Here is a 13,847-nt window from a genome sequence, read left to right as displayed (position 1 = left end):
GAATAATGTTTACGGAAAGGCAGCAAGGACATACCGTCCCATGAAAGGCTGTACTTGGGGCTGGAACAGACTGTATTGTAAAGCCCTGCTGCCGTCCCCAGGAGCTGTATTCGGTTTTTGTCCCGCCTCCTGGGCGGGAAGCAGAGACCCCCACGGGCAAACTTCTTCGCACGTTGCAGAGAAGTTACAGACAAAGGGCCTAAAGATCGAGCATCAGTGCCGTCTCATCGCAATCAGGGAACTTGGGACATTTCAGACAATCCGCCCATATCTTATGGGGCAGGCACGATTTATCGATCTCTGTGAATCCAAATTGTTCAAAAAATCCAGGAACATAGGTAAGCGTAAACACCCTGTTGAGTTCGAGAAGCCTTGCCTCCTCGAGACATGCCGCAACCAACAGGCGACCGAATCCCTTCCCCTGGTGTGATTCCGATATGGCCAGGGACTGAATTTCTGCCAGATCTTTCCAGCAGATGCCCAATCCGCACACCCCCTGGACCGTGCCCGCCGGCCCTGTCTTTAAAACATAATACTGCCTCAGATGTTCGTACAGCTCGCTCAAGGGTCTTGGAAGGAGAAGCCCTTTCTGTGCAAAGAAATTAAGGATCTTATGCACGCCTTCAATGTCCGCAGCCACTGCTTTCTTTACAACGGGATGCGCATCATTTTCATCGATCATTGCCATGCCTACCCTGCCGGCCAAAGACGGTTTGTCCTCAAATAACAGCACCAAGGTTTGGTCTCTGCGTCAATTACCCTCGACCTTCTGTACAAAGCCGGTCAGCTTCTCTTTCTCGATCAACATTTTCTGGAGCTTGACAGCCTCCGCTTCGGTCTTGAATGTACCGCATCTGACCCGGAAATATTCCCGTCCTTTGACAAACACCTTGTAAAAATACGCCGGATACCCCTTCCGGGTCAATCGGTTTACCATATTCGTCGCCTTGTCTTCGGTCTCCAGAGAGGCGACCTGCACAACGTATTTGACCGAGACGCCGGGGGGCTTGGCCTTTTCCCGCGTCATTGCGGAGGTCGCAGGCTTTACCGGTTTTTGCGTCACGGCGGCGCCTGGGGGTTTTCCTGCGGGTGTTCCAGACGGTTTCTCGGGTTCGGCTTTTTTTACCGAAAGTTCGTCAAAGAATGCAAATTCCGGGTCTTTCTGCAGTGCCCGTATCTCCGCCAGTTCGGATCGATCCTTTTTGTTGATCATGTGCTGGAGCTTGGCAATCTGCGTCTTCAATTCCGTCAGTGTCTCGGCGCCTCCCGGTAGGAGGCCTCTCCCTGCCAGGACACCAAGGGTAAAGATCCACGCCAGGAGGACAAAGACCCCTGCACTCCACAGGAAGATCGCGGTCCGGGACAATTCAAACTGGTATCTTTTTCCGGTGTTCCCTTGCTCAGGTTTTTTTGTGCCCATAGGTGGTATGAAGCATGGCTTTAATTGTGCTGGTTATCGGGTCACAGGTACAGGTAATGGATATCGCAATTCACATCTTCTGGGGGGCATCGATGCCGAGAAGCCCCAAGCCGGTGGCAATAACGGTTCGAACCCCTTCCGACAGGACCAGTCTTGCCTGGGTTAAGGCGGTGTCCGCGGTAACCACCCGGCACTGGGGGGCCTTAGTGCCCAGATTGAAATACCGGTGAAACAGCGCGGCGAGATCTGTCAGATAATATGTCAGTCGATGGGCCTCCAGCGTCGTGCAGATCTCCGTCAAAAGGGATGGGAAATCCGCCATTGTCCTGATCATTGCCAACTCCTCATCCAATGTGAGGTGGCTGGACAGATCGGCGGGTGTGCGCGGTAGCAAGATGCCTTCAGCTTCAGCCTTCCGGAAGATGCTGCATACCCTGGCATGGGCATACTGGACATAATACACTGGATTATCGCTGTCCCGTTTTTTTACAAGGTCCATGTCAAAATCCAGGGGAGAGTCGTGATTCTTCATGAGAAATACAAATCGGACCGCATCCTCCCCGACGGCATCCATCAACTCCTTGAGCGTGACGAAACTCCCCGCTCTCTTGGACATACGGATCTCCTGGCCGCCTTCCCAGAGTTTCACCAGTTGGATCAGCAACACTGACAGCCAGCTTTCCGAAATGCCGTGCGCGGAAAGCGCGGCCTTGATCCGCGGGACATACCCATGATGGTCCGCCCCCCATATGTTCACCGCTCTTGTAAAGCCTTTTCTGTATTTTTGCAAATGGTATGCAATGTCAGAAGCAAAATAGGTAAACTGCCCATCCTTTTTACGGATTACCCTGTCCTTATCGTCCCCGAATTCAGATGTTCTGATCCAGGTGGCCCCATCCTTTTCATAGAGATGCCCGTCAGCCCGGATCACCTCCAGGGTGTCTCGTAAGAGACCTGACGCATGGAGGTCTGTTTCGCTGGACCATGTGTCAAAGGCCACCCTGAAACGGCTCAGATCCGCCTTGATCTCCTCCAGCATCATCTCTTTCCCCTTCTCGGCGCACCAGGCGATGGCCTCCTCCTCTGGAAGGGCGTCGAGTTCCGTTTCCCGGGAAATGACACCGGCCAGATCGAGAATATAGTCCCCATGGTACCCATTTTCAGGGAAGGGGTAATCCGGGTCCCTGAGCTGCCTGAATCGGGAGTAAATGGATTCGCCCAGGAGTCGGACCTGGGCGCCGGCGTCGTTGACGTAAAACTCCCGCACCACCTTGTGGCCGCAAAAGGCAAGAATCCGGCAGAGGGTATCGCCCAGGGCGGCCCCCCGGCCATGACCCAGATGGAGCGGTCCGGTGGGGTTGGCGCTGACGAATTCAACCAGGACGTTTTCGCCGGTGCCGGCGTCCACCCGGCCGTACTCGGTCTCAGGATTCCCGATCTCGGCCAGCAGCCTGCACCACTCCTCCGCCCGGATTCTGAAATTGATAAATCCGGGCCCGGCGATTTCTACGGACTCCAGGAGGTGTGCTTCGTCCTTGAGATTTTCTATGATTGTTGTTGCGATGTCCGTCGGCCTCCGCCTCTGGCTGGACGCGAGCGTCATCGACACATTGGTTGCAAAATGACCATGTGCTGAGTTATTCGGGATTTCTATGACATATGGTGGGATCGGCGCTTTTGAAAGGAGTCCTCGCTCAACGCAATCGTCGATGGTTGCCCTCAATATAGCATGTATCCTGGTCTTCATTTAATGTATGTCCTCAAATTTTTCGGGCCGATGGCGCAGAATATTTCGTAGGAAATGGTGCCCGCTTGTTTCGCAATGTCATCCCCTGTGATGCATTCCTCTCCCTGGGAACCCAAAAAAACAGCCGGGTCACCCGGCGAGACGTCTTTGTGGCCGGTGATATCACAGACGGTCAGGTTCATGCAGACCGTCCCTATGATACCGGCCATTTTTCCCCCAACAAGGACCTTTCCCCTGTTGGACAGCGTCCTGGGGAGCCCGTCGGCGTATCCGGCAGAGAGGACGGCGACCCTCCGAGGACCTTTGGTGTGGTAGGTCCTCCCATAACTGACAGGGGTCTTGTCGGGGAGATCTCTGACCTGGACGACCTCGGCCCTCAGGTGCATTACGGGGGCGAACGATGCTGTGCTGAAAAAGCCCGGCGATGGGCGTCCGCCATACAACATCACGCCGGGTCGGACCATGTCGAAGAGCGTCCGCCTATGACCAATGATCCCTGCGCTGTTGGCCATATTGTTAAGCGTCAGATTCAGCCCCAGGGACCGCCCTGTAAAAATGGCCATTTCAAATCGGGCGATCTGGTCTTCTGTAAACCGCGCATCAGTTTCATCCGCGGTTGCGAGATGCGTGGTCAAGGCCTCGATCTCCAGGTGTTTAAAGGAGATGACCTTTTGGATAAATGGGCCGATCTCGGTATCGGCAATCCCTAACCGGCCCATGCCGGTGTCCACTTTCAGATGGATTCGAGTCTTCAGGCCCCGGCTCCGGCATTCCTGTGAAAGGATTTCGGCCGCTGACAGATCAAAGAGCACAGGCGTCAGGCCGTTTTCCAGCACATGGCGGGATTCCTCCCGTGTGCGTATGCCGCACAGGATCACCACCGGCAACCGGACGCCCCCTTCCCTGAGGGCGAGGGCCTCATGGAGATAGGCGACCCCCAGGCAATCGATCCCGTTTCTCTCAAGGACCCTTCCCACCTCCAGGAGACCGTGCCCGTAGGCATCGGATTTCACCACGCCCATGATTCGGGTGTCCCTGCCGACCAGGTTTCTGATCTGGCGGAGATTCCCGGCCAATGCGGACAGATCGATGATGACGCGGTTGGGGCTGGCAATCATAGCGGCACACATAGAATGCCCAAAATTACAAAGGCCTAAAATGCCTGAATTTGAAAAGCGACGCCCCAGCAGCCGGGGGCAAGCTGAAATCAGCCGGTAACCGGCAACGTGTGATAGAAGAGGCGCAAGGCATCAGGCCCAAGGGTTAAAATGCAATAAATTGCAGAAAGTTAAAACCCATGATGTGAAAAAGCAAACCCCTTTCTCTTGGCCTTTTGAACCCATGGGCTGATGGATTCACAACGGATGCAAACCCTATCGCATCTTCACTCTCAGATCAAGGAATATATGGAGAAGGGAAGGCTGATCTCAAGATGCGGCGGTGACTCTTGTGAGAAGGCACGATCCGGTTCCTGCTTTCCCCGTCAATACCGTCAGTATGGATAATACTAATACCAGGGTGTCCCCAGGGTCCCCCACATGCCCCATGGATACACGGAAGTCTTATGGACGCCCGTGGGGGTCTCTGCCCAAGAGCTGCAATAAAATGCGGTCGTATGGTTCGCGGCCGCCCCCGGGCTCCGGATGATGTTTATGTAAAGGCAGCAAGGCCCCCCACGGGCAAACTTCTTCGCACGTTAGAGAGAAGTTACAGACAAAGGGCCTATGGGGCCTGACAGCAGCAACCAAAGATTCTAAATCCGCGATCCCGATGATCCTGTTTTAGAGAGCACCCATTCCGTCCGTCTACGTGAATACCACCCTGCCGTCCTCTACATCAATGGACACGTGATCCCCTTCTTTTACCGATCCCTCCAGGATTTTAACGGCCAGGGGATCTTGGATATAATGCTGGATGGCCCGCTTGAGGGGCCGTGCGCCATAGACCGGATCAAAGCCGGTGTCGGCAAGGAATTTTTCGGCCCTGTCGGTCAGGGTCACGGTGATCTTGGTTGCCTCGAGACGCCTGCTCAAGAGATCGATCTGTATCCCGACGATCTTTCGGATTTCATCGGGACCCAGGGCGTTGAAGATGACGATTTCATCAATCCGGTTCAGGAATTCGGGCTTGAAGGTGGCCCGGAGGGCATCCATGATCGCCTGATCCATCTGTTTGCTGTCCCGGCTCCCCATCTCCTGAATGAACTGACTCCCCACATTGGAGGTCATGATCAGGACCGTATTCTTGAAATCCACGGTGCGGCCTTTGCCGTCGGTCATGCGGCCGTCGTCCAGGATCTGCAGCAGGGCGTTAAAGACATCGGGATGGGCCTTTTCAATCTCATCGAAGAGAACCACGGAATAGGGGTGCCGGCGGACGGCCTCTGTGAGATAGCCGCCCTCTTCATAACCCACATATCCCGGAGGTGCCCCGATCAGCCGGGCCACGGAATGCCTTTCCATGTACTCCGACATGTCCACCCGGACCATGTACTGTTCGTCGTCAAAGAGGAACTGGGCCAGGGCCCTGGCCAATTCGGTTTTGCCCACCCCCGTGGGCCCCATGAAGATGAAGGAGCCGATGGGTCGGTTGGGGTCCTGAAGTCCTGACCGGGCCCGGCGCACCGCATTGGCGACCGCATCAATGGCTTTTTCCTGCCCTACGACCCGCAGAGAGAGCCGTTCCTCCATCTTAAGAAGCTTCTCCTTTTCCCCCTCCATCATTCGAGACACAGGGATGCCGGTCCATTTGGCCACCACCTCGGCGATGTCCTCGCTGTCCACCTCTTCTTTGAGCATTTTCTGGCCGGCCTGGAGCTCCTCCAGCTTTTTGTTCTCTTGCTCCAGGGTCTTTTCCAGCTCGATCAAGGTCCCGTATTTCAACTCTGCGGCCCTGGCAAGATTGCCGTCCCGCTCCGCGATCTGGGCCTCTGACCGGGTCGATTCGAGCTTCCCCTTAATGTCGCGGATTCGGGAGATGGTCTCTTTCTCCTTTTTCCAGTGGGCGGTCATCTCCGCGTCCTGATCCTTGAGGTCGCCCAGTTCATCCTTTATCTTGTCAAGCCGGTCCTTGGATGCCGCGTCTTTTTCCTTTTTAAGGGCCTCCTTTTCGATTTCCAGCTGGGTCATCTTGCGTTGGATGGCATCGATTTCCGCGGGCATGCTGTCGATCTCGATTCTCAGGCGGGATGTGGCTTCGTCAATAAGATCGATGGCCTTGTCCGGCAGAAACCGGTCTGTGATGTAGCGGTGAGAGAGGGTGGCGGCCGCCACCAGGGCCGAGTCCTTAATGCGGACCCCATGATGGACCTCATATTTTTCCTTGAGCCCGCGAAGGATGGAGATGGTGTCTTCCACACTGGGTTCCTCCACCATGACCGGCTGGAACCGCCTCTCGAATGCCGCATCTTTTTCTATATATTTCCGATATTCTTTGATGGTCGTGGCGCCGACGCACCGCAACTCGCCCCGGGCAAGGGCGGGCTTCAGCATGTTGGAGGCGTCTATGGCCCCTTCTGCGGCCCCGGCCCCCACCAGGGTATGCATCTCGTCGATAAAGAGGATGATCTGGCCATGGGCGTCCGTCACCTCTTTCAGTACGGCCTTGAGCCGGTCTTCAAATTCGCCCCGGTACTTGGCCCCTGCAACAAGGGCGCCCATATCCAGGGCCACCACCCGTTTGTCTTTCAGTGTTTCGGGCACGTCCCCCTGAACGATCCGCTGGGCAAGGCCTTCGACAATGGCGGTTTTGCCCACCCCGGGTTCACCGATGAGGACCGGGTTGTTCTTGGTCCGCCGGGAGAGGACCTGAACGATGCGGCGGATCTCGTCGTCACGGCCGATGACCGGATCCAGGTCCCCCTTTGAGGCCACCGCGGTCAGGTCCCTGCTGAAACGTTCCAGGGCCTGATACTTGTCTTCAGGATTCTGATCCGTGATCCGCTGTCCCCCGCGAATATCCACCAGGGCCTTGAGGATGGCGTCCCTGGTGATCCCGGCCGCGGCCAGAAGTCGTGCGGCCTCACCCTCTTTTTCCTCGCTCACGGCCAGGAGGATATGTTCAAGACTTACAAACTCGTCTTTCACCTGTTCTGCTTCGGAAAAGGCCCTGTCCAGGACCCGCTTGGTCCGCTGAGACAGGTACGTCTGACCGTATCCCGTCCCGGAAACCTTGGGGATCTTCTCTAATGCGGCCTCAAAAGACCTGACGAGCTGGTTTCGGTCCACGCCGATCTTTCCGAGAAGCGGCGGCACCACGCCCTCTTTCTGCTCCAGAATGGCCATGATCAGGTGTTCGGGTTCGATCTGCTGGTGCCCGAATCGTTCTGCCAACTGTTGCGAGGCCTGGATGATTTCCTGTGCCTTCAAGGTGAATTTATCAAATCGCATATCGGCTTCCTCCATTGGGTAATGATGGAAATTGTTTATAAAAACAATAAAAAAAATAAGCTTGCCGGGGTGGATTGTCAAGCAGGGGAATGGAGCGGCCGGCGTTACTTTGTTGACATCGAGAGGTTCATTTGTTAATAAAAATCGGATTGTTCTTGTGATCTCGCTGAAAAGCGTCGGAAGATATTATTTTGAGCTGAAAGGAGCATGTTTAATGGAAGCATTAACCCCGTTTTATGAAGTGAATGAGGCGCTGGTAGCCATGGGCGCCGAGAAACTGAACCTTTGTATGCAGTGCGGCATGTGTGCAGGATCGTGCCCGTGGCGTATTGTCGATGGTCCCTTTAACATCCGGAGATTGATACGGATGGCGCAGTTGGGCGTCGAGGGATATGAATCTGACGATATTCTGTATGGGTGCACCACCTGCAACAAGTGCGTCCTGAAGTGTCCCCGGGGCGTCACCATTATTGACGTGGTCCGGGCGATGCGGGCCATGATTGCGGAGACAGGCGCCATTCCCGGTGTGTTGAGGACGGCCACAGGGAGCGTGCACAGCCAGGGAAATCCCTGGTCAGAGCCGAGGGAGAAGCGGACCGCATGGATGGAGGGGCTGGATGTCCCCATTTTCAGCGAAGAGACCGAATACTTCCTCTTCGTGTGCTGTACCTCCGCCTATGATGCGCGGAGCCAGAATATCGCCAAATCCATGGTCAAGGTCCTCTCTGCCGCCGGGGTCAGTTTCGGCGTCATCGGAGAGGAGGAGAGCTGCTGTTCCGAATCGGTCCGGAAGATAGGGGATGAAACCCTTTTCACCAATACAGCGGAAAAAAATATCAAGCTGTATAAGAACAAAGGGGTTAAGAAGATTATTACCACCTCCCCTCACTGCTATTACACCTTAACACAGGAATATCCTGAACTGGGCGGTGAGTTCGAGGTGATCCATTACACCCAATTACTGGCACAACTGCTGGAAGAGGGAAAGCTGAACCTGTCGAAAACCCTGGACAAGAAGGTCACCTACCACGATCCCTGCTATCTCGGGAGACATAGCGACGTCTATGATGAACCGCGGGCCCTCATTTCGGCGGTGACCGGGGGCAATCTGGTGGAGATGAAACGCATTCGTAAGGAGAGCCTCTGCTGCGGGGCCGGGGGCGGACGGCTCTGGATGGAGACCAAACCGGAATGGCGTTTTTCGGACTTGAGGATCCATGAGGCGTGCGAGACCGGCGCATCCATCCTGGCCACGGCGTGCCCCTACTGCATCTCCATGCTGGAAGACAGCCGCAAGACCGTCAACAAGGAAGATGAGATCGAGATCAAAGACATCTCCGAACTGATCGCCGAGGTACTTTAATCCGTCAACCGTTACCGCAAAAAGCCCTGCCTTGAAGCAGGGCTTTTTGCCATCTTTTGTCTCTTGAAAGCAGGCCCCCATGAAAATAGCGTACCTGGACTGTTTTTCCGGCATCAGCGGCGATATGTTCCTTGGCGCGTTACTGGATGGGGGGCTTCCCTTTGACCGATTGAAAGAAGGGCTTTCAAGCCTTCCCCTCCACGGCTTCCGCATGGATGCCCGACGGGAAGCCCGGCACCAGATATTCGGCACCCGCTTCTCGGTTGCCGTGGAGGAAGGCCGCCATGCCCATCGCGACCTGAGGCTGATCCGGGAGATTATTCAGGGAGGGGATCTGTCCCGGACGGTCAAGGAAAAAAGCATCGCTATATTCGAATCGCTCGCCCGGGTGGAAGGAGCGATCCATAACCGGCCCGCCGAAGAGGTCCATTTTCATGAGGTAGGGGCCGTGGATTCGATTATCGATATTGTGGGGGCCGTATATGGCCTTGAGTATCTGGACCTGGAAAAGCTTTTTGTATCTCCGCTCCCCTTGGGTTCGGGTTTCACCCGGAGCGCACATGGAACCATACCGGTCCCGGCCCCGGCCACCCTCGCCCTTTTGAAAGGGGTCCCTCTGCTGGATGGAGGGACACCGCATGAAATGGTGACCCCCACCGGCGCAGCCCTGATTAAGGGATTGGCCGGCTCATTCGGGCCCATGCCACCGATGACCATTGACAGCATCGGCTACGGGGTGGGAAGCAGGGATCTGCCGGACAGGCCCAATCTCCTGCGCGTCCTTATGGGGAGGGATCGGCCGGGAGATGCCACGGAAACCGTTGTGGTCCTTGAAACCAATGTGGACGACAGCAACCCCGAATGGCTGGGATTTCTCATGGAACGGCTCCTGGGTGCGGGGGCCCTGGATGTGGCCTTTATTCCCGTTCAGATGAAGAAGGGCCGGCCGGGCGTACAGATCCAGGTTATCGGGGGTCCTGATCAGGGAGACCTGTTGATGGCGATCCTGATGGAGGAGACCACCACATTGGGCATTAGATTCCGCCACAGCCAGCGGAGGGTGGTCCCGAGATCGTTCAAAGAGGTGGACAGCCCCTGGGGGAAGATACGGGTCAAGACGATCATTAAGAGAGAGGGCTGTCCACTTCTGGCGCCTGAATATGAGGGGTGCAGGGAAATCGCCTTGAAACACCATGTCCCCCTGCGGGAGGTTTATCAGTGGATCGCGGGCCTGAACAGGGAGGCCTCACAACCCGCTTGATGTCGCGTGCTCGATCTGATAATTTATCCGTCTCCGATGCCTTCGGACAGACCGGCTTTACCGGAAAGGCGGCACTTATCCTGGCCACATGGTTCGGGACAGGACTGATGCCGAGGGCATCCGGAACGTTCGGGACCCTGGGCGCCATCCCCCTGGTCCTGATCGGCTGCCTTGGGGCGAGGTGGTCTGCCGGCACACTGGTCGCCGTCATCCTGACCGCATTCTGGGCTTCCCACCGGACCCAGAACCTGTTAGAAAGAAAAGATCCTTCTGAAGTGGTCATCGACGAGGCAGCCGGCTTTTTGGTCACCCTGTTTTTGCTGCCCCTGACATGGCAAACCATGGTCCTGGGGTTTTTCCTCTTCCGGCTTTTCGATATCGGAAAACCGTGGCCGATCCGACAGGCGGAACGCCTTCGGGGCGGGCTGGGGATCGTCATGGATGATCTTCTGGCAGGGGTCTATGCCCATCTGGTATTGAGAGGTATACTGTGGGTGGTGGGGTGATTGAGCGTTTTGGGGATTGAGGAATTCAGGAATTTCAGGAGTATTAACCGTCTCATAATTGTCTTTACACCGTCTTTTAACTTATCAAAAACACACTGGATTCCGGCTTTCGCCGGAATGACGGCCTGGGATTTATGCACTCAATAAAATCAATACATTACAAGAACTTTGGACTTTGGAGTTAATAAGTAGGTTCCCATTTTTTACGACATTATCAGGCTTCCCATATCTCCATGCACGGTGAAATCATAACCATAGGAAATGAGTTGACCTCAGGGAGGACCCCTGATCTCAACGCACACTATGTGGCGGGGAAATTGACGGCCTCGGGCCTGAACGTCATCCGGATCACATCGGTGGGAGATGACGAAAGGATGGCGGCGGAAGCCCTGAAGAGGGCACTGGCATCCTCCCGGTTCGTGATTATCACTGGCGGGTTGGGGTCCACCGAGGACGACATGACCTCCAAGATCGTGGCAACCGCGCTGGACCGGCCGCTCTGCCTCGATCACCGGATGCTCCGGAAGATCAGGAATTACGTGGCGGCCCATGGGATCGAGATGACGCCTCCTCTGGAGAAAATGGCCTTCATGCCGAAAGGCGCCACGATGATCCATCCCAAAGGTGCTGTGTGCGGGTTTTCCCTGATTGAAAGGGATATCCGTTTCTACTGTCTGCCGGGCGTTCCTGAGGAGATGCGGCATGTACTGGACGCCTTTGTCCTGCCGGAGCTCCTGAGCCTGTATGAAAGTCCCCCGGTGATGCGGCAGCGACTCCTGAAACTGTATGGAGTGGATGAGTCGCAGATTGCGGAAATTCTTTCGGAACTCATGCGCACTTCAGGGGAGGTGGCGTTCGGGTTTTATCCCCACTTTCCGGAAAACCACATCACCATCAGCCTGCGAGGGGATGACGCGCCTTCTGTCACAGCGGCCCTGGATAAGGTGGAACAGGACATCATGGCCCTTGTCGGGCCGTATGTGTTTGCCACCGGGGATCAGGAGATGGAGGAGGTGGTGGGTCGTCTTCTCCGCCATCATAAGAAGACCCTGTCCGTTGCAGAGTCATGCACAGGGGGATTGATCGGCCATCGATTGACCGATGTGGCGGGGAGTTCCGAGTATTTTCAGGGTGGGGTGGTTTCCTACAGCAATCAATCCAAGACCGATATCCTTCATGTGAACTGGAAGACCCTCGAAAGGCACGGGGCTGTGAGTTCTCAAACGGCAGAGGAGATGGCCCGGGGGATCAGAAAACAGATGAAGAGCGATCTGGGCCTCGCCGTTACCGGGATCGCCGGGCCTGAAGGCGGGACCAGGGAGAAGCCGGTGGGCACCGTGTATATCGGGCTGGACGCCTTCGACGGAACGGTTTCACGGAGATATCGCTTCCGGGGGCGGCGAAAACAGGTGAAGCTCAACACCTCGATGATGGCCCTGGATTGGGTCAGAAGGCGAATCAATGGGGATCCGTTGCTTCCTGGCATTTGAACTTCCCCCGGAGATCCGGGAGACGCTCTCGGCCGTGTCCGAGGATGCGCAGGCCTTGTCCTTGAACGTCCGATGGATTCGCGTCGCTAATATTCACCTGACCGTGGTATTTATGGGGAATGTCCGGGAGGATCACATCGGCCCGATCGGGGAGGCGGCCGGCAGCCTATGTCGCGGGCATGCGCCGTTCCGTATTCAGGTACAGGGAATCGGTCTTTTCGGCAGCCGACGGAACCCGAGGGTCCTCTGGGTGGGGCTCGGGGGTGAAACGGACCGCATGTCCGTTTTCAGGGACGTTCTGCAGAAGCACCTGGCGCCATTCGGGATAGAGGAGGAGAAGCGACCGTTCAGACCCCATCTGACGCTCGGGCGGTTCCGAAAAGGCGCGAAAGCCGATGCGGGGGTGAATGACCTGTTATCGAGATATCGGGACCTGAACGGTCCCGAGTGCATGATCAGAGAACTTGGCCTATTCAAGAGTGATCTGAGGCCCGGCGGGGCAGAATATACCCGATTGGGCCTGTGGCCGTTAGAGGGATAGCTGTGTCGGGGGCGACTCCTCAGTTGAGGATAGACTTATGGAAAAGAAAATGGAAAAGAAAATGGGGGATCTTATGGAAAGAGATCGGGCGATTGAACAGGCCGTTTCCCAGATAGAGAAACAGTTTGGCAGGGGATCTATCATGAAATTGGGAGATGATAGTTTTTTGGATATCCCCTCTATCTCCACCGGCTCCCTTGCCCTTGACCTGGCCCTTGGGGTGGGCGGCGTTCCCCGGGGGAGGGTGATTGAAATCTATGGTCCTGAGTCATCGGGGAAGACGACCCTGGCCCTTCACATCGCTGCGGAGGCCCAGGCAAAGGGAGGGATAGTGGCCTTTGTAGATGCAGAACACGCCCTCGACGTCACCTATGCCAGAAAATTGGGGGTGGACGTGGACAGTCTGCTGGTATCTCAGCCGGATACGGGCGAGCAGGCATTGGATATCGCTGAGATCCTTGTCAGGAGCGGGGCTATCGACGTTCTGATTATCGACTCTGTGGCGGCCCTGGTCCCGAGGGCCGAGATCGAGGGGGAAATGGGCGATCACCATGTGGGTCTTCAGGCCAGGCTCATGTCTCAGGCACTCAGAAAGCTGACGGCAACCATCAGCAAGTCCAGGACCTCCGTGATCTTCATCAACCAGATCCGGATGAAAATCGGCGTTATGTTCGGCAATCCCGAGACCACCACCGGGGGGAACGCGCTCAAGTTTTATTCGAGCCAGCGCCTGGACATCCGCCGCATCGGGGCCATCAAAGAGGGTGAACAGGTGGTCGGGAACCGGACCCGGGTCAAGGTGGTAAAGAACAAGGTGGCACCTCCCTTTAAAGAGGCCGAGTTTGATATCATCTACGGAGAGGGCATCTCCAAAGACGGGGATATTCTGGATATGGGGGTTTCCCTGGGCATCGTTGAAAAAAGCGGGGCCTGGTATTCCTTCGGGGAAGACCGGATCGGACAGGGGCGGCAGAATGTCAAGCGGTTCCTTTCCGAAAACAGAGATATCCGAGACAAAATTGCGGGCCTGATCCGGGAACATACGGGGCTGACAAAGGTGGTGAAGGAGAAAGCGGAGGCAGAGGCGTCCTGACGCAATATTCGGATGACGGATTGAGGAATTGGGGGATT

11 protein-coding genes are annotated in these 13,847 nt (G+C 56.0%); 6 read left to right on the top strand and 5 right to left on the bottom strand.

Annotated elements, in window-relative coordinates:
• Positions 1 to 199: 199 nt before the first annotated feature.
• The 5 genes from K9N21_23070 to clpB form a co-directional block, all read right to left on the bottom strand.
• The gene (locus K9N21_23070; protein MCF8146798.1) at positions 200 to 682 is read right to left on the bottom strand and encodes an N-acetyltransferase; all 483 of its coding nucleotides are present in this window, start codon (positions 680 to 682) and stop codon (positions 200 to 202) included.
• Positions 683 to 751: 69 nt separating this feature from the next.
• The gene (locus tag K9N21_23065) at positions 752 to 1,420 is read right to left on the bottom strand and encodes an SPOR domain-containing protein (protein ID MCF8146797.1); all 669 of its coding nucleotides are present in this window, start codon (positions 1,418 to 1,420) and stop codon (positions 752 to 754) included.
• Between the two features lie 70 nt (positions 1,421 to 1,490).
• Positions 1,491 to 3,167, bottom strand: a complete 1,677-nt coding sequence (gene argS / locus K9N21_23060; protein MCF8146796.1) for an arginine--tRNA ligase — start codon at positions 3,165 to 3,167, stop codon at positions 1,491 to 1,493.
• Positions 3,164 to 4,297, bottom strand: a complete 1,134-nt coding sequence (gene alr, locus K9N21_23055; GenBank protein MCF8146795.1) for an alanine racemase — start codon at positions 4,295 to 4,297, stop codon at positions 3,164 to 3,166. The genes argS and alr overlap by 4 nt, the downstream gene beginning before the upstream one ends.
• 675 nt (positions 4,298 to 4,972) lie before the next feature.
• On the bottom strand, positions 4,973 to 7,555 hold the full coding sequence (gene clpB / locus K9N21_23050; protein MCF8146794.1) for an ATP-dependent chaperone ClpB: 2,583 nt from the start codon (positions 7,553 to 7,555) through the stop codon (positions 4,973 to 4,975).
• Positions 7,556 to 7,769: 214 nt separating this feature from the next.
• Between clpB and K9N21_23045 the strand changes: the two genes are divergently transcribed.
• The 6 genes from K9N21_23045 (at position 7,770) to recA (ending at position 13,809) form a co-directional block, all read left to right on the top strand.
• Positions 7,770 to 8,918, top strand: coding sequence for a (Fe-S)-binding protein (locus tag K9N21_23045; protein MCF8146793.1), 1,149 nt, complete (start codon positions 7,770 to 7,772; stop codon positions 8,916 to 8,918).
• 79 nt (positions 8,919 to 8,997) lie between these two features.
• On the top strand, positions 8,998 to 10,179 hold the full coding sequence (larC, locus tag K9N21_23040; GenBank protein ID MCF8146792.1) for a nickel pincer cofactor biosynthesis protein LarC: 1,182 nt from the start codon (positions 8,998 to 9,000) through the stop codon (positions 10,177 to 10,179).
• Positions 10,179 to 10,685 carry a phosphatidylglycerophosphatase A gene (locus K9N21_23035; protein ID MCF8146791.1) on the top strand — a complete coding sequence of 169 codons (507 nt, stop codon included), beginning with the start codon at positions 10,179 to 10,181 and terminating at the stop codon, positions 10,683 to 10,685. Before larC ends, K9N21_23035 begins: the two co-directional genes overlap by 1 nt.
• Before the next feature lie 233 nt (positions 10,686 to 10,918).
• Positions 10,919 to 12,175, top strand: a complete 1,257-nt coding sequence (locus K9N21_23030) for a competence/damage-inducible protein A (GenBank protein ID MCF8146790.1) — start codon at positions 10,919 to 10,921, stop codon at positions 12,173 to 12,175.
• Entirely contained in the window at positions 12,147 to 12,716 is a 570-nt protein-coding gene (thpR, locus tag K9N21_23025; GenBank protein MCF8146789.1) for an RNA 2',3'-cyclic phosphodiesterase, read from the top strand. The genes K9N21_23030 and thpR overlap by 29 nt, the downstream gene beginning before the upstream one ends.
• A 73-nt stretch (positions 12,717 to 12,789) precedes the next feature.
• Positions 12,790 to 13,809 (top strand): recombinase RecA, encoded by a 1,020-nt coding sequence (gene recA / locus K9N21_23020; protein ID MCF8146788.1) that lies wholly within the window; start codon positions 12,790 to 12,792, stop codon positions 13,807 to 13,809.
• The last annotated feature ends 38 nt before the right edge of the window (positions 13,810 to 13,847 follow it).

It is taken from the genome of Deltaproteobacteria bacterium (assembly GCA_021737785.1).
Classification (GTDB): Bacteria; Desulfobacterota; DSM-4660; order Desulfatiglandales; family Desulfatiglandaceae; genus AUK324.
This window is presented reverse-complemented; position numbering and strand designations above follow the sequence as displayed.